Raw genomic sequence first — 18071 nt, forward strand, 5'->3', positions numbered from 1 at the left:
CAAAAGGTTACAAGCGCTGTGGGAGCGACGCCTACGTCGCGACTATCGAAGCCGCTACACTCAAACACCAATAGCCTTTCCGGACGACACAGCAGTCTAGCGCCGTAAGGTACGCTATGCGCACCATGGCAACCCCACCAATGCTAAAACTAAGCCCTTATTGTTTGATCTGGGCAGGAATTCGGTGCTTAACGGCATGGAGGTACGCGCAGCGTACCCTACAATTTATCTATAACGATGAGCGCTCCATCGTGGGAATGAAGACCGAGACGCTCTAGCGTCTCGTTCCGCTGGAGCGGTACTCAGGCGCTCCCTCGCAGAGCGTCACAGCCATTAAGTTACCTGATTAGCAAGATGCTTCAGCTTGCTAATCAGGTAACTGTCCGAGCAGTGGCCAGTCGTAGCCACTTCTGCGGGACGGGTTATTTAACCCGTCCCCAACGTTTCGGTTTGCCCTAAACATTTCGGCTAACTTCGGCCAAAGTCAAAACGTTTAGGACGGGATTACAAACCCCGTCCTGCTAGGGATATGCTGGTTTTTGGGCTTTAGCTGAAGAAACTTGCTAATCAGGTTAAGTTAAGCCATCACAGAAATAAGTAATGCTTGCATTCAGGCTCTAATGTGCCTCAAAAGCTTGCCATCCATGGCACTGGATCCGCCAATCCATGGCGGAATGACGGGCTTCCCTTAACTTAATGGCAGTGTCGCAGAGCGTGGGAACGATAATTGCCGGGCACTGAGTCACCCTCGTACCGCATTCCCAAGCAAAAAACTTGGCAGTCAGCAAAATCTTCACTTCGCTATCATCGCCCTGTTTCCAAGATTTTCAGAGACCTCTTCAAACGCTAGTCCACACATAGCCTAATTTAGGCGATACGTTAACCGCCTCCGATTAAGCCCCCCTTAAAAAAATAAAATAATTACCAAACCCTTTACACTACGCAAGTAAACGTTAGACTTTAACGATATTTGTATATAATCAAACAAAAAAACCGATCAATCGGCACTACAAGCAAACAGCTAGAAACAACCTTCGCATTGAAAACGAAAGAAAAATACTGTTAACTCCTCCCGCAAACCAACATAAACTTACGCGCTTTTCAAAATAACCATAAATAATAAGATTTCCCTGACTTAAGGAAGCACAATGACTATTCAGGAAATTTTATTTAATAACACCCATATCTAAGCGGAGACTGTAAATGGATAATAACGCAAAACAATCCATAGTAGACAACTTCGAGCGCTACTTTTCAGTCGAGCTGGCGGAGACTCAAGAACAAAAAAACATGGCATACGGAATTCGTTACCGGGTTTACTGCCAAGAATTTCATTACGAAAAACCGAACACAGAAGAACTCGAATATGACGAATTCGACGAACGCTCGAAACACTGCCTAATCATTCATCAAGATAGCGGATTGCCTGCCGGTTGCGTACGCCTGGTCCCGACTTTCGACAGCCGCAAAAAAGACCCATTACCCTTTGAAAAACATTGCCTGAATAGCCTAGACGAAAGCTTTATCGAACAATTAGCTCTCGACCGGCAACATGTCTGTGAAATATCAAGACTCGCTGTCGATGCCATATTCAGACGTCGTCCGGGCGAGCATGCAACCCGATTCGGCGAGCCAAGCTCGCTAGATTTTTCACGACAAGAACAGAGAACTTTTTCCCTGATTGCCGTAGCCTGCTTTTTAGCGGCCACCGTACTCACCGAAACGACCGAACGAACCAGCGTATTCGCGATGATGGAACCGTTCCTACCGCGATTGATGAACAGATCCGGCATCATGTTTCAGCGAGCCGGTCAAGATATTGACTACCATGGAACAAGAGCCCCTTACTTTATCACCACTCAATCGGCTTTAACGCACATGCACCCCGACTTGAAAGAATTGTATCAATGGATCAAAACAAGCATCATTCCTGCTTAACACGCACTGCCATAAAGTCAGCAGAAACTCGTCATTCCGCCATGGACTGGCGGAATCCAGTGCCATGGATGGCAGGCTTTTTGAGGCACAGTAGAGCCTAAAGCCAGCATTACTTATTTTTTACTCAATAACAACGCGCCTAACACTGCCACGCCATAATAAATCCTAAACATTAAAAAGGTTCACACACCGATACTTTTCAAGATACTATCCAGCGATGTCAGTCCGATCAATCCTCTAAATAAGATAAGCCCGTCCTCGACCACACCATAACATTCGTAAGTCTGAATTGACTCTGCATCAGCGGGTTGAGCTGTTTTATCGAAGTCATCAACTCGCCTAACCAAAATATTGAGTACATCATTACTCGAAATAGCCGACAATACCTTACGGTCGATACTGATTTTATGCGTGGTATAAACCATCGGCTCGTTCTCAAAATCCAATGATTCCATTTTTGCCTTCTCCAACAGCGCGCATGAAATCAAACTACATGGAAAAATCTCAGGAAAAATTGCAGTATCCGTTAAGTCATCGAAATAAAGACGCTGATCCGCCAAAGAACCGCACAGAAAATTTTTCGCATTACTGACGTTCATAAACTTACGCTTCAGAAAAAAACCGCTGGGCGTCAAAAAACTACGGTCCCGATAACGATTTAAGTCATCGAATTGGAGAGGCTCCGCGTTATTTAAAAACAACGGTGCTGAAGACTCTTTCTTATAGCCCACCAAAGCCAATTGACCGTCGGCTTTCATGCTGACGCGATGACTGAGAATGACGTCACCATTCGGATTGAATTGAGGCTTCTTGATATCAATATCAACCGCCTGCCCGGGCTTAACCGCATTAACGAAGGAAAATTGATAATTACTAAAACGTAAATTGTATTCGTCAATCAATTCATTTTCGTTAGTACCTTGCCGGTAGCGCACAAACTCGTGCTCGATCATCGACTCCAATTGAAACCCCAAAGCGATCGGCCCTTTAAACGGATTATTCCGAATCCGCCGCCAATATTCCGCATCGTGAAATAAATTAAAATCGTCGGTGGCATTACGGACGACATCGATGTGGATCTGTTGAAAGACCCTGGGGTTAGCGGCAGTATGTAACATTGAGAATAGTTTTCCCTTATCTGTCTATAAATCAGCGTAAGACGAACAACTCGTAATCGCAAGTAACGATCAATTTACTTCCTATCCAGACACATTAAAATGGGCGGGAGGAATAACAAATCCATGTACAAAGCAATTCCTATTGTAATTGCCGTTAATAAACCCATATCCGAATTCACTGTAAAATGTGAAAAACTCAAGACAGCGAACCCACTAATTAAAACCACCGAAGTGACCCACATAGCACTGCCTACCGTTGAAAAAGCATAACGCACCGCATCATCACAGGAGGCCTCTCGCTCAACCCTAGCATGACGATATTTACTGATGAAATGCACAGTATCATCGACGACAATTCCCAACGTCATTCCGGTCACAATCGACAAACCGAGCCCAACATTCCCATCTATCAAAGCCCAAACGCCAAATGCAACACCGGCAGGCGCTAAGTTTGGCACTAAGCTCAACAAACCTAATTTAAACGACCGAAAAGCGCCAACCAAAATGAAGGAAATCAACACCAATGCCAACACCGTCCCGCCCATCATGCTGACAATATTCCGCTTGCCAATATGAGAAAACATTAAAACCGGGCTAGCGACTTCGGCATCTATATCAGGCATATTAGTTTTTAACCAATTATGCAAACGCGATTCTACGACTAACATTTCATTTGAGCTCAGGCTTTTCAATGTTGCAATCATCCGAGTTCCGGATTTATCGATGTTAACCTGATCATTTAAATCTAAACCGTACGGCAAGGACATTTCATACATCAACAAATATTGTGCCGCCAAATCTCGTGCAGCCGGCAACTTATATTCATCCTGACTACCGTCGTGCATATTCTGATTCAAACGCTTAAAGGTATCTGTAATACTATTTACATGCAACACTTCGGGCTGTTGCTGCAACCATTGACTCAATTGTTCAACTTTTTCCAAAACAAGGGGTTCATTCAAGCCGCCTTCTTCACTGACCGATAAAGCAATCTCGATAGTATAAAACCCGCCCATTTCTTGATCAAGAAAATCGGTAGCGCTCCTAAATTCGATCGTTTCATCGAAATACTTGACGAACTCGTCATTCAACTCATTCAGCGTCACCATTGCCGTCAATGTCAGCACCAATCCACCGTTGACTACCAAAAGAAACTTGGGCCGTCTAATTACCCATAGTGCCAATTTATCCATCCAATTTTGTTTTGATGCATCACAGAGCTTTACCCGCACAGGCAAAATCATCATTATTGCGGGCAAGATAGTCATTGTTAACAAAAAGGCAACGAGTACCCCGCATGCCACAATATTACCCAAATCCCTAAAAGGCGGCGCATCGCTAAAATTCATGCTTAAAAACCCGATCGCAGTTGTAACGCTCGTTAACAACATGGGCTTAAAATTGATTTTCAAACTATTTAACAGTGCTTCTTTTTTAGCCTGCCCCTGCCTCATATTCTGAAGCATCGCCACTAAGAGATGAACACAATCAGCCACAGCCATTGTCATGATAATGGTAGGTGCCGTTACCGATACCGGTGTAATCGGCCAACGCAACCATCCGAAAAAACCCATAACCGCCAATAAGGAAAAGATGATAAGCAAAATCGAACCGAAGGTTGCGCTAAAGGAGCGCAAGGAAAGTAGCAATACCAATATAATCATGCCGTACATAATCGGCGTCATCTTTTGACTATCAGCCAATGTCGACTCGACAAACGCATTATTCATCATTACCATGCCGGTCAAATGAATCTCAAGCTCCGGGTACAAAGTCTTAATTTCCTCGGCCATGCCTCGTGCCGCCGCCGCCACCTCAGTAACCTCCATTGGGTCTAATTCGGGTAACTGAACAGTCACATTCACACCCGCGACATGCCCCTGTCGAGACACCAAACGGTTTACTAATAAGGGTTCATTGAGCGCGATCTTTTTAATTTCGCCTAAGTCGCTAGTACTGATAGCACTGGGATCCAGCACTAAATCAGCAACGACCAACTCGCCATCCGAGACACTCGTGTGTTGAAAATTAGTAATCGAATCGACTCGACTCGAAAATGGCAGTTGCCATGCTTTTTCGGTTAATAGCGCAATTGCCGACAACACCTCCGGAGTAAAGACATCCTTACCGGACGGCGCGATTACAAACAAGACATTGTCGCTTTTGTTATAAGTCGACTGAATTTTATCGAACGCCAGCAATTGAGGATTGTCTTCGCCGAATAAAGACCGGTAATCGTTATCGAACGTCAACCGAGGCATCCCTAGCGCCGAAATAAGCACGATAACAAAACAAAGCCCTACCGTTATCCAAGGACGCTCGACTATAAACAACATAGACCGCGATACGCTTGTGTCATTGCGCATGCTCAACTTCTCCTAAACATTTTAAAAAACGAACCGATTAATCAATTGCTTCTACTAAAGGCCTATACCCGCCGGGAAACAGACTTCAGAGCCTTGGACAGCTTAACGCAAATAGTAATCTTCATTTGGGCATGGCGTAATATTTCAACGATACACAATAGATTAGTCGAAACTGAAAACGCCAATACATCATTCCACCCCAAGCAATTGTTTCAGCCGCCAAAACATCAAGCGCTGCAACGGATTACGATTGCCGCCGGGTCGCCAAGTTTTTTTCAACTGATTACGATAGGCATCGAAATGCAAACCCCAAGGCGCACAAATAACATCGCCTCGATTTAGTAGAATCTTCAATACATTCGTACAAGCCACACCAGCAGCCAACTCAATACCCATCGGCGTCGACGGCACTTTTTTCTTCAAAAAATTCACTGAAGTCCGCTCTACTAAGTATTTCCTTTGCATTACAGTCGGCGATACGCCGATTACAAAACGCATGATTTGCTCTTCAAACGAATAACCATCCAGCGCAAAATATTGCTCGAAACTCATTTTCCCGGGCATAAACACCAGCATCGCCGTCCCCATACCCATCGGCGCGGCGGTAATCGTCGGAATCCCCAACTCATAACAACGCGCGAATACGGCACGCCGAATTTCCAACGCAAAGATATCCAAACTATCAACGTAAATATCGATATCCTTTAAAAAGTCGTCCAGATTTTCAAGCGTAATGCCTTGCTTGAAATTGACGATTTCGGCCTCCGGGTTGATATCTCGAATCGTCCGTTCCATGACTTCCGATTTCGGTTGCCCCAAAGTACTCATGGACGCGCCGTATTGGCGGTTAAAATTGGCAAGTTCGAAGGTATCCAAGTCGGAAATATGGAAACGACCTATTCCCATCCTCGCCAATACAATCAAATGACTCCCTCCGACACCACCTAAACCGCCGACAGCAATTTTTTTATTTTTTAGCAGCTTGAATTCTTCTCGCGTCACCCAACCGATATTGCGGGAAAAAGCTTCGTCATAATTGAATTCGACCATAATTATCCCCTATTTCCCCTCATCATTCGCCTCGCGACAAGGCTTTGTCAAAAATTTTTACAACTTAATACAGCTTAAAATATAGTTCGTCAGATTTAATCTCGGAAAACGTTACTATTCAGCCCCCCCCCCCCCCGGCAATTAGCGTTCCCACGCGCTGAGTGGGAACGCTAATGGGATGTAAATAATTACCGGAGAACAACCTGACTTCATTTCACAGCCCCTCAGTAGTTAGCAATATTGCCTTGTATCCAAGAAAGCTTATACCTAGAAAGAGCACTTCACCATTAAGAATATGAAGTTAACTCAATAATTTGTTATACGTTTGTATTTTGTATAGGGCTTTCGTTAACCAAAAAGATTAGCGAGAATACTTAGGTAGTGTCTTGAAATCCCTTATGAACTTCATTTGCTTCATAGTTAAAATACCGAATTTAAGCTAAGGGTTTTAACGCAATTTATCCTTAGTATAGCCTAGAAAACCAATGTCAAAATTTTTTACAATCCTTGCCTTATCCGAAAGAAATTGCAGAAAGCCACCTTGTCTTTAAAAGAAAACTTGCTTTGATTTACGACATTCCGCCTGGAATTCATAAGCAGCAAAGGACATATAGCCCATTGATTATATTAAAATTTAAAATCACACAGCCGACACACTCCTTAAATAAACTTAGTAAAACACACAACCCTTAGAAGATGATGGCATAGAAAATGCTTATTTTATTATGCAATCACAACCTTTATTCATTTACCGGAGATTCTTAATGAACACTTTAATCAAAACCTTAGGAGCGGGCATCTTAGCGGCAACTTCTACAGCGATAACCGCGGCTCCGATGGAGTGGTATGTTGACGTCCTTGTAGATCATGGCGGTTCTTTTCCTGAAACAAAAGTCAACCCCACCAGTACAGGCATTAAAGATCAAGCCGACATTAGCTTTCAATCACAAACCCTAGTGAACACAACTAATCCAGGCTCATTGACTGTGGGCGATACGATCGTGACTTATGCCGGTCTTATTGCCGCATCCACAAACATAACGGCACAATCTTACAGCAACAACTTATTTACAGCTTTACTGCCTACAATACCTGACAGCGCAAACAATCGTTTTGGAGATGCATGGTATCTCACTTTCCGCACCACTAATTTAAGCGGCGTGATATCAGGTCTAAGCGATCCGTTGAGACCGGAGGTCTCCTATTCTTCGGGCACCATTGAACTGCTGTTTTCTACAGATTTGGCTAACTGGTCGAATTTTATGAATTTAAACGTCATTAGCAGCACTTACGACACCGCCAACAATTTAAATATTGTGGGAAATATTGATTTCACCGGTGTCGATACCACTTACTCCAGCCTATTCCATAAGGTCGACGGTATATCTTTTTATGACAATTGGCTTGATGGTGATGCCAATCCAATTAGCTTTTCGTTAGACCAAAACTTGGGTGCACCCACCATCACTCCAATTGACGCTAACACAATTAAACTCAGCGGCACTCACGGCGCTCAACTGTACTTCAATACAGTACCAGAACCAGCAACTTTAGGACTATTAGGCATGGGAATGCTTGGCCTTGGCGTAGCAAAACAGCGCAAAAAATTAAAAGCGTAACAATAAAAATATTGTCTTAACGCCGCCATATTCCAGCGGCGTTTTTTTTGGCATTAGAGCATTAAGTATCGAAACAAGAAGGGTTAGGCTCATTTAATATTTTAACCCTTACCAAGAAACGTTTCGAGCATGACCGAAGAAATCAAAACGTTGGATCCGGGCTAAATAACAGGGTTACCGCATTTAACTTTTTATTTATCGTTAAATCAATGCACTAGAAATTCTCGCTCCATTTCAAGATATTTTTAACGCTTGTAGCTTATTGATTCCAAGGAACTTTTATTTTTAATGTACTTACCCTGGGTTAAACAACCCGTCCTGCAGTGGCCTTGTGATACAGGCAAAGTATAAAAACCCAGAGAAAGATGCTTGACCATGATTGTCCATCGCGCAAAACATCAAAAGACGATAATCGTTTAGAGGCCGGCTAGACTGTAAAATTTTCTGACACCATATAAGGAAAATTCGCCTTCTCACGAACCGGCTATGCCCTGCCTTGCCCAAAATCACGATGACATCATTGTTAATCCTATCGATTGGCCAATAATTTCATGTTTGCCTACCTATCAAGGCAACAATGCTCGCAAACCATCCTTCGATTCACATCCTTTTGACCACAAGACAATTAGGCTAAATAAATTCTGACCGACGGGGCTTCCCACTTAAGGCGCATAAGCATCTACAAATCTTTATCATTTAAAATCATGTTGTTATAAAGTTTCTTCTGGTTTTTTATTAAGATAACGACTAAAAATTGAAGTTTTTAGTCTACTTTTTATCCTAGATCACAGAAAAATTAACTTAACTAATTGTTTTATAAAGCTGAAAACTTGTGTAGATACCTATGCTTAAGGCGGGACAAAAGCACTAAGGATTAACCGTTCACCCTGAGCCTGTCGAAGGGTGGACGGTTAATCCGCCTAAGGTTCGACAGAGCTCTCCTGAGCGCAACCGAAGGGCTCACCACGAACGAATTAACCTTAAACTGTCCCGCGTTCAGCGAGTAGCCACTGGCGGTAAATGCGGAATTGTTTTTTTCATAAAATCACAGCAAGGTGTAACGCGCACCATGAGCTAAATTAACCCAGCAACGTTACACATACTACCGATTCATTCGCTGAAAATCGTGGAAACGGAGCGTTAGCGAAGTGAAGATTTTTAGTCCCCGATAGCCGTAGCGCCGGGTGTTTTGCCGGAGTCTGCGCGAATAGCGCAGGCGGAGGCAAAATACAAGGCATCGCGACACGGCGTAAAGCCATTTGTGGGAGTGCTACGAAGCCGCATCGAGTTTACGATGATGTGGCGTAGTGGCACGGACGCAGGGCGAATCGGGGCCGCCGAAGGCAATAATCGCCAAGTCATTTTTCGCTGCTGAAATCGGACGGACCCCATTTCAGCTTTCGCGAAAAATCTTGGCGCGCTTGTAATGCTCTTAATTACCTTTTAATTGCCCCAGCATTTCAATCGCCCGATTTTTCGAATCGAAGGCTTGATCGACTTGCGTTATCGCCTCTAGTAATTCGACAGCCCGCTTCTTATCGCCTTTTGCGACAAGAGCTTCGGCTAGATGAAATTTGATATTAGGATCATTGGGCTTTAAGTCTACCGCTTTTTCCAATAACTCTAGCGCTTTTTGAAATTCTCCTCGCTTTAACAATATCGCGCCAAGCGTATCGGCGATCTCTGCTGAATTGGGCGCTGCTTTATAAGCGCTTTCCGCCATAGCAAGTGCCTCCGATTTGTTTTGCTGATGATATAACCAAGCCAGGTTATTCAATGCCAAAGGATTTTCCGGCTGTATCGCCAAAATAGCCTGATAATGTTTTTCAGCCTGCCGTAAGTTGCCTTGTTGCTGCAAAATGTTGGCTAAATGAAAGTGCGCTAAGAGATTTTTATCGTCTTTTTTTAACTCGTCATTCAACAACTTTATTGCGTCGGCTTGTTTTCCCTGAGAATTTAATACCGCAACCATCAACTCGAGCAACTTCGGGTTAGGTCGCGCTTGATACGCCTCACGGTATGCCCCATAGGCTTGATCGAATTTCTTTTGGGACAGAAAAATATCCCCTTCAATTGCTTTGTGCAACTTCGTTTCAGGCGATAAATTGGCAATACTTTGAGCAACTTTCATCGCTTCATCATAATGCTTAACCCTTATTAACAAATTCGCTTTTTGAACCATCAACTGCAAATTTTCGGGCGCCGCCGTTGAAGCCTGATTCAACAGGGCTAAGACTTCATCCGCCTTATCCGGTTGTCTCGACAAATAATTCGCCAACATTATCCGGTGCTGAATGTCTCGTTCGTTTTGTGCGATGATTTTACGTAGCGTCTGCTCCGCCTCAACTGCCTGATTATTTACGATATACGCGCCTGCCAACAAGGACAAAGCGGTGGGGTGTTCCGGATAACGAACATTCATCTCCTGCACCAACGTCAATACTTTTTCCGGCTGCTTCTGTATTCCATACAATCGCGCCAAACTCGACAGCAGCCTCGCTTCATCTGCAATTTGACCTTTGACGTTCCCAAGACCTTTGATCAGTGCTTTTTCCGCTTCATCCAGATTTTTTTCTTTATTCGCTATTTCGGCTAGTAATAAATAAGGCGAAACGGTTTTTTTGTTTACCGCAATTGCTTGACGAATCCGTTCTTTGGCTTGCTGCGGCCTTCCTTCGTCAAAGTCTATCGAGGCAATACCCAGCAATGCCGCTTGATTTTTTGGGTCGAGACTCAAAGCCTTGTTAAAGCTTGCCGATGCCGCTTTGCGGTCTTTTTGATAAAGCTCTATTGTTGCCCTGAGAATATAGGCTTGCACGATATCCGGCTGGCGCTTGATGAGCGATTCTACCTGACTGTGAGCGCTATCGAATTGTTTTTGCCTGATTTTTTCTAAAATTTCGGCAAACTCTTTTTTGATGTTTTGTTGCTGTGTTTTTTCAAAGTCCTCCGGGCTCAACATTAAACTGCTTGGCTCGTCAAACATGGATTTTTTATCAAGAACCGTCAGAGGATCTTTATCTAGTTCATTGAGGTCGTAAGTCGCCGCAATACTATTTGAACTTGCTATTAATATAGCAATACTAAAGCAATGCTTTGCTTTAGTTAAAACCAATTGATGTTGACTCATAAATATATACCTTTTCAATTTTAGGGAACCGTAAGTTATTTTATAGCAAGAAACATGGAGCTTGATATCAAGCAAAAACCAAGACTCCTTTTGTTGCTGGCCTTGGCCGGCTTGGGGTGATTTATCGTTCCCACGCTCTTGCGTCACTGCCATTAAGTTAAGCCGTTCGTGGTGAGCCTGTCGAACCATGGACGGCTTAACTTATCGACCCAGGATTTTTCCATTCACCCTTCGACAGGCTCAGGGTGAACGGAAAAATCCTTAATTTAATGGCAGTGACGCTCTGCGTGGGAATGCCTGAGTACCGCTCCAGCGGTACGAGACGCTAGAGCGTCTCGGTCTTCGTTCCCACCCTGGAGCGTGGGAACGATAGGGGGAGGTAAATAATTACCCTTAGTTGCTGGCCTTGGCCGGCTTGGAGTGATTTTTTTGATTTTCTTCCCCTTCTCCATGACTAAACAGATCTGAAGCGCTGTAAAATTTTCTGACACCAAGAGAAAAATGAGCAAAAAAGGGGTCAGGTTTATTTAATAATTTACCCCTTGCCAAGGACCACTGCCATTAAGTTAAGGGAAACCCGTCATTCCGCCATGGACTGGCGGAATCCAGTGCCATGGATGGCAAGCTTTTGAAGCACATTCGATCCTGAATGCCAGTATTACATATTTTGTGACGGCTTAACTTAATGGCAGTGCTTGCCAAGGGACCCGCTCTAAACACTTCGAGTATAGTCAAAGTAAGTATTCAGACCCCGTTGGCAAATTACTGCAACTCAGGCTTATTGTTGGCATCCCCCTTTGAAAAAGGGGGATTGAGGGGGATTTATTTAAAAAATCTCCCCTAGCCCCTCTTTTTCAAAGAGGGGAACTGAATACTTACTAGCCAAAGTATACCGGATCATTTAGAGCATACCGAAACGTTCGGGTCGGGTTAAATAACCCGGAACGCCGAGTAGGGGGTTTTCAGCTCAACTTCGGCTACCCGGTCCTCTTCGGAGACAATGGCATTGATCAACGAGATCAGCAGGTCTTTGTTTTCTTCGCTGCCGAACAGTTTTTTGAAGGCTAAATCGACTCGGGGGTTTATTCTGCACATGGTTTTTCGCTCTAAGTAAAAAACGTTAAATTAATAATTTACTCCTGTTTTCCTTTTTTCTTGAAAGTTTAGGCTGCGCGTCCCTTTGACCGACTATTTAGCTTTGCAACAGAACTGAAAGCCAAATTACAAGCACTTGTTTAAACATACCTGATTAGCAAGTTTCTTCAGCTAAAGCCCAAAGATCAGTATATCCCCTAGCAGGACGGGATTCGCAAGCCATGCGCGTCAAGCTAAAAACGGCCAACCCACATCACGCTATTTCCCAAGCTCCAAAGACTGTGAAAGTATTCAATATTATAAAATAACCATGAAGAGCATGAAGAATTAGATTGTTGATTTTATAGGATTTTTCTTCATTGTCTACAAGGTTAATAAATTTTATTATGATGCATTCATCAATACTTTCACAGCCTCTCCAGCTTGGGAAAGACACCCCGGAAGCTCCAGCATCCTGAGACCGACACAACCTCCGCACATTCTGAATCAAACCCGACTCGCTCGTTCAATCTTTCTTGATTTTCGGGAAGCTAGAGCTTCCTGAACAGGTTACCCAAGCTAGAGCTTGGGTAACAGCATATTTTAGTTTTTGCGACTAAGACTGATCCTTGCTCGGGAAAAAGGGGTCAGGTTCATTTAATCATTTACCCCTTTTGTCAAGGGACCCGCTCTAAACGTTTCGAGTATAGCCATAGCTTACCGAAAAGTTGGGGACGGGTTAAATAAGCCGTACTCAAGGTCTTAAAATAGAGGCCACGCATAAACATCCAGTGAAAATGCCAAGCCAAGTTTCCTCCAGCACGCAAAACATCAAAAGACGATAATCGTTTAGAGGCCGGCTAGAGTGTAAAATTTTCTGACACCATATAAGGAAAATTCGCCTTCTCACGAACCGGCTATGCCCTGCCTTGCCCAAAATCACGATGACATCATTGTTAATCCTATCGATTGGCCAATAATTTCATGTTTGCCACCCTATCAAGGCAACAATGCTCGCAAGCCATCCTTCGATTCACATCCTTCGCTCTTTCCCAAGCTCCAGCTTGGGAAAGACACCCCGGAAGCTCCAGCTTCGACATGCTCAGGGCAAGAGCTTCCTGAGACCGACACAACCTCCGCACATTCTGAATCAAACCCGACTCGCTCGTTCAATCTTTCTTGATTTTCGGGAAGCTAGAGCTTCCTGAACAGGTTACCCAAGCTAGAGCTTGGGTAACAGCATATTTTAGTTTTTGCGACTACGACTGATCCTTGCTCGGAAACTTGGCCTCGGCAAGCTGAAGCATCTTGCTAATCAGGTAAACATATAGGGGAAAAAAGGGTCAGGTTGAATTAATAATTTTATCCTGCCCCCCCTTTTTTCTGCCTTTTTCTCTAATCCAGTTTAAATCTTGATAATTGTGTCGTTATAGAGCGCTACCAAAGGATCGTGGGTCATTAAACGCATCGGCTCTACAAGCGCCTGAGCGACAAGTATGCGGTCGAACGGGTCTTGGTGATGTAAAGGCAGTTCTTCGACCGCTATCGTATGTTCCGCCTCGACAGCAAGGAAGCGATATCCGGATTCCTGAAAATAGCGCATCGCGTCTCGGCCAGAAACCGGCATGTCGCCTCGCCCTAGTGAGTGCTTGATTGCAATTTCCCAGACATTCGCCGCGCTGACCCAAACGGTTGCTTTGGGCGATACAATCAATTCACGCGCCTTTTGTGACAGTTTTGAGTTATCCGTGATAGCCCATAGTGCAACGTGAGTATCCAGCAGCAGATTCAATTCTGCACCTCGTCCATGAACAACCGAGCCACTTCGTCGTTATATGTATCAATGCTGTCCGGCACCACGAACAAGCCTTTTGCTACTCCAATCCGCTTCTCGGATGGCGCAGCATCTATCGGAACAAGCTTAGCAGCTGGGCGACCATTCCTGGCAATCACGATTTCTCGCTCTTGCCCTTGCTCAATGGCTTCTACTAAGCGGGACAGAGAAGACTTGGCTTGTAACATATTTACAGTTTGCATTACATTCCCCTTAAAGAACCTAGTCTAGTCTAGCTAATTACTCAAATCAATCAAGAATTCAACTAGGTAATTTTGCCGTTTACTTACTCTTTTCATGGGTTCGAAAAAACGAGTGTTTTATCGAACCCGGTAAATGTCAACGCAGTTGTCGCATAGTAGGCGATCACCGGAGTAGTCTGTATACGTTTTACCGGCCACAAATTCCAGAGTGGCTTCGGCTGCGGAGTGGGCGTCCCACAAAAAGGCGCGGGCATCACGCTGCATAAACCAACTCTCGGCTTTGTTCGATTTTGGCGCGCACGTAAGGGTTGCGGAGAGCAGCGGTTTCGGCCAGATCCACCTCACGGCCAATCAGTTGTTCCAGTTCCCGACGTAAGCCAAAAAAGGTATGCAAGGAGGGCGCTTGTCCTTCGCTGGCAAATTCCACCAAAAAATCGGCATCGCTCAAGGCTGGATCGAAATCGTTACCGCGCGCGGCAGAACCGAACACCTCCAGTTTGCGAACGTGGTAACGCCGGCACAGTTCGGCGATGGCGGGCTGATATTGCTGGATAGCGGAATGCATGCAGTATCTCCTCTGTCTGGTTAGATGCGTCCGATGATTCTACCGCAGCAATGCTTCGGCCAAAAAGCTTTTTCAAAAAAGGCAAAAAAGGTAGAAAAAGGGGTCAGGTTTATTTAATAATTTATCCCTTCCCAAGGACCCGCTCTAAACGCTTCGAGTATAACCAAAGGAGCCTGTCGAAGGGTGAATGGAAAAATCCTGGGTCGATAAGTTAAGCCGTCCATGGTTCGACAGACTCACCACGAACGGCTTAACTTAATGGCAGTGCCGGTGCGCTTGGGATGAAATTGAAGTCCAGGATATTGATGCTGATGGTTTTTTTAAGTTCACGAAACATCATGCCTTCGCTGAGCTGTTCTGTCACCAGCTTCGCCCAGTAGTAAATCGCGCGCTTGTCGAAGTTGTAGTCTTAGCTGATTTGCATTTCCACATTAAACCAACGCCCTTTCTCGCTTTTCGCCTTGATGTCCAGAATCGAGATTTTTCCGGCCTAGTAATACGCTAGGTTGTAGGGGTTTTTCAGCTCGACTTCGGCCACCCTATCCTCTTCGGAGACGATCGCATTGATCAGCGAGATCAGTAAGTCTTTGTTTTCTTCGCTGCCGAATAGTTTTTTGAAGGCGAAATCGACTCCGGGGTTTATTCTGCACATGGTTTTTCGTTCCAAGAACGGTGAAGAAACACGAGACTATCAGTCAAGATAAAAAGGTAAGGGGGCAAATAGAACCTCACTAGAATTATAGGCTACCTGCTGTTTGGCAAACTACCGCTTACGGTAAATACTTAACACAACAGTGTAAAATTTTTTGACACCGTAATATTTGGAGTCAAATAAAAAATCGGTGGCGCATGGACAGCAATATCGGGTGGAGATGACGTAAGCGCGCCCGTCGTATCCACCCGTTTAATTTAACATGGGATTTATAATACAACGGCGCGATACCTTTAGCGTATTACGTCTTAGTGTGCTGCCAAAAGACTTGGTTAGCCTATCGATGTGTATAGCGGAGAGAGAGCTCCAGCTTGCGTAAAGTTTGGGCGCGTTAAATTACAAAAGCCCGAGTTCACTGTGCGAACCGAGTCGGACAAGCCGAACAGTCGCTTCGTCCGGTTTCTGATAGATCAATACCAAATCTGGTTTGATGTGACAATCACGGTAATCTTTCCAATTTCCGGAAAGAGCATGGTCTTGGTGACGCGACTCCAGAAGCCGGTCATTTGCAAGACAATCCACAATCGGAAACAAGACACATCAAGTGTGGTGCGATGCCGACCTTTACTTTCGCGCTTGTAATCACGCTTGAATTGGCTTGTCCATTCAATCGTCCGCATTAAGGGCTGCTTTCAAGCCTGCGATGCTGTTGGCGCTAGGTAGATTACCCGCACGAGCCTCTTTCATGGCGGCGATGGTAGTGTCATTGGGAATGAACGGATCGAACGGCAAAACATGTTCTCGAGCAATCTTGGTCAGTAAAAGCCGCACGGCATCTGACACTGTAAGCCCCATAGCCGCCAGTACAGCAGCTGCCTCTTCCTTAATCTCCCCGTCAATACGGGTTAGTACAAGTCGGTTTGCAGGCATGATTATTCTCCCCTATTTCGAAATGAATGACGTTGTAATGCAAAAATTAATCAGATTCATCCGGTAATCCTAATTATTGCCGATTTGTAACTATTCAGGATAACGCTGGTAGCCGTCACGTGTAGGATGGGCCACGAAGCGTGCCAAAAAAGAGGTCAGGTTTATTTAATAATTTACCCCTTGCCAAGGACCCGTTCTAAACGTTTCGAGTATAGCCAAAGTATACCGGATCATTTAGGGCATACCGAAACTTTGGGGACGGTGTTATACCCATCGCAGATCAAAAATATCCCCCGGACAATACCGCAACCAGGCCGACTAGCTTCGAATGGCATTACGTATCAACTAAATTCCCTAGATTATGAACTATGATTAATGATCTTTGATCCTAAAAAGAGCAGTTGAGAGCCTCAAACTACCGTTCGCCCTAAGCCCTTCGGCTACGCTCAGGAGAGCCCCTTCGGCCACGCTCAGGAGAACCCTGTCGAAAGGTGAAGGGTAGTTTGAGGCTTCACCAGACCGGTGAAAGTGTTGTAGACCCTTCATGTTTCGACTTGGCTCAGTACGAACGGTCTACAACACATGCCAACTGCTCTTTTCAGGTTGATAGCTTTAGGCACCGGGTCTTTGACGAACAAAGTATATAACCTGGATTTATTCAAAAACTAACCTTGGCATTAAACATGAGAAACATACTTTTATTACTTGGTCTTTTCTTCATTACATCGCCGTGCCTAGCGCAAAGCGATCAAGAAAAAGGCTTGCAAATCATCGAAGAAATGGTCAAACGCGATAAAGGCTGGCAAGACAGCCAAGCCGAAATGAAAATGATCCTAAGAACCCGAAGCGGGAGCGAAGCCGTTCGCTTACTTAGAATCAACACGTTAGAAGTCTCCGGCGACGGAGACAAAAGCCTGACTATTTTCGATAGCCCGGGCGATGTGCGAGGAACTGCTTTTTTAAGTTATACCCATGCACTCGAACCGGACGATCAATGGCTATATTTACCGGCATTGAGAAGAGTTAGACGTATTTCGTCGAACAACAAATCGGGCCCCTTTCTCGGCAGCGAATTTGCATTCGAGGATTTGACATCGTTTGAAATTCCGAAATATGAGTACCGCTACCTTCGTGACGAAACAGTAGACGGCATTGATTGCTTCGTTGTCGAACTTGCCCCTCAATATCAACATTCCGGATATACCCGGCAGATATCGTGGATAGACAAAGAACGCTATATTCCAATAAAAGTAGAATATTACGACAGAAGAAACGCCTTATTGAAGACGCTCGAGAACAAAGATTATCGCCAACACCTAAACCAATACTGGCGAGCGCACGATATGTTGATGACCAATCATCAAAACGGCAAAAGCACCAGCCTATCGATCGAGAACATCGAATTTCGCACGGGACTCACCGAGCGCGATTTCGATCAAAATACTTTAAGGCGCGCGCGCTAGATTTCAATTATACTTTGCCGAGTATGCTTGGAAATCGTATAAAATTAGCGAATTAGCGCCATTATTTAAATTGTTGTCGTAATTCCCAGTGCTCCCAAGCTCTGCGTCACTACCATTAAGTTAACGTAA

The 18071-nt window shown here is 44.6% G+C and carries 13 protein-coding genes and 1 pseudogene; 3 read left to right on the forward strand and 11 right to left on the reverse strand.

What is annotated here, in order from left to right:
- Window positions 1–1203: 1203 nt before the first annotated feature.
- Complete coding sequence (locus tag EQU24_RS15395) at window positions 1204–1938, forward strand: PEP-CTERM/exosortase system-associated acyltransferase (protein ID WP_017842743.1); 735 nt, start codon at window positions 1204–1206, stop codon at window positions 1936–1938.
- Between the two features lie 182 nt (window positions 1939–2120).
- Here EQU24_RS15395 and EQU24_RS15400 read toward each other — a convergent pair whose 3' ends face one another.
- From EQU24_RS15400 to EQU24_RS15410, 3 genes are all read right to left on the reverse strand, one after another.
- Window positions 2121–3056, reverse strand: coding sequence for a hypothetical protein (locus EQU24_RS15400; RefSeq protein ID WP_017842742.1), 936 nt, complete (start codon window positions 3054–3056; stop codon window positions 2121–2123).
- A gap of 74 nt (window positions 3057–3130) precedes the next feature.
- Complete coding sequence (locus EQU24_RS15405) at window positions 3131–5422, reverse strand: efflux RND transporter permease subunit (protein WP_017842741.1); 2292 nt, start codon at window positions 5420–5422, stop codon at window positions 3131–3133.
- 189 nt (window positions 5423–5611) lie between these two features.
- Window positions 5612–6472, reverse strand: a complete 861-nt coding sequence (locus tag EQU24_RS15410; protein WP_017842740.1) for a ThiF family adenylyltransferase — start codon at window positions 6470–6472, stop codon at window positions 5612–5614.
- A gap of 764 nt (window positions 6473–7236) precedes the next feature.
- Between EQU24_RS15410 and EQU24_RS15415 the strand changes: the two genes are divergently transcribed.
- Window positions 7237–8091, forward strand: a complete 855-nt coding sequence (locus tag EQU24_RS15415) for a PEP-CTERM sorting domain-containing protein (protein ID WP_017842739.1) — start codon at window positions 7237–7239, stop codon at window positions 8089–8091.
- Window positions 8092–9523: 1432 nt separating this feature from the next.
- On the opposite strand, the gene prsT is transcribed toward EQU24_RS15415, so the two are convergent.
- The 8 genes and pseudogenes from prsT to EQU24_RS15455 all read right to left on the reverse strand — a co-directional run bounded on the left by prsT (window position 9524) and on the right by EQU24_RS15455 (window position 16479).
- Window positions 9524–11221 carry an XrtA/PEP-CTERM system TPR-repeat protein PrsT gene (gene prsT, locus EQU24_RS15420; RefSeq protein ID WP_175421691.1) on the reverse strand — a complete coding sequence of 566 codons (1698 nt, stop codon included), beginning with the start codon at window positions 11219–11221 and terminating at the stop codon, window positions 9524–9526.
- Window positions 11222–12151: 930 nt separating this feature from the next.
- Entirely contained in the window at window positions 12152–12316 is a 165-nt protein-coding gene (locus EQU24_RS15425; protein WP_017842737.1) for a PD-(D/E)XK nuclease family transposase, read from the reverse strand.
- A 1384-nt stretch (window positions 12317–13700) separates the two neighbouring features.
- The gene (locus EQU24_RS15430; RefSeq protein ID WP_017842736.1) at window positions 13701–14087 is read right to left on the reverse strand and encodes a type II toxin-antitoxin system VapC family toxin; all 387 of its coding nucleotides are present in this window, start codon (window positions 14085–14087) and stop codon (window positions 13701–13703) included.
- Window positions 14084–14332 carry a type II toxin-antitoxin system Phd/YefM family antitoxin gene (locus tag EQU24_RS15435; protein WP_017842735.1) on the reverse strand — a complete coding sequence of 83 codons (249 nt, stop codon included), beginning with the start codon at window positions 14330–14332 and terminating at the stop codon, window positions 14084–14086. The genes EQU24_RS15430 and EQU24_RS15435 overlap by 4 nt, the downstream gene beginning before the upstream one ends.
- A gap of 253 nt (window positions 14333–14585) precedes the next feature.
- Window positions 14586–14897: a nucleotidyltransferase family protein gene (locus EQU24_RS15440; RefSeq protein WP_017842734.1), complete on the reverse strand. Its 312-nt coding sequence runs from the start codon at window positions 14895–14897 to the stop codon at window positions 14586–14588.
- 250 nt (window positions 14898–15147) lie between these two features.
- Window positions 15148–15549 (reverse strand): annotated as a pseudogene (locus EQU24_RS15445) (Rpn family recombination-promoting nuclease/putative transposase).
- Window positions 15550–15945: 396 nt separating this feature from the next.
- The gene (locus tag EQU24_RS15450; RefSeq protein WP_235726440.1) at window positions 15946–16131 is read right to left on the reverse strand and encodes a type II toxin-antitoxin system YafQ family toxin; all 186 of its coding nucleotides are present in this window, start codon (window positions 16129–16131) and stop codon (window positions 15946–15948) included.
- An 84-nt stretch (window positions 16132–16215) separates the two neighbouring features.
- Complete coding sequence (locus EQU24_RS15455; RefSeq protein WP_017842731.1) at window positions 16216–16479, reverse strand: type II toxin-antitoxin system RelB/DinJ family antitoxin; 264 nt, start codon at window positions 16477–16479, stop codon at window positions 16216–16218.
- A 683-nt stretch (window positions 16480–17162) separates the two neighbouring features.
- On the opposite strand from EQU24_RS15455, the gene EQU24_RS15460 reads away from it, so the two are divergent.
- Window positions 17163–17942, forward strand: a complete 780-nt coding sequence (locus EQU24_RS15460) for an outer membrane lipoprotein-sorting protein (RefSeq protein WP_017842730.1) — start codon at window positions 17163–17165, stop codon at window positions 17940–17942.
- Window positions 17943–18071: the final 129 nt, after the last annotated feature.

The sequence above is a fragment of the Methylotuvimicrobium buryatense genome, assembly GCF_005931095.1.
Lineage (GTDB): Bacteria > Pseudomonadota > Gammaproteobacteria > Methylococcales > Methylomonadaceae > Methylotuvimicrobium > Methylotuvimicrobium buryatense.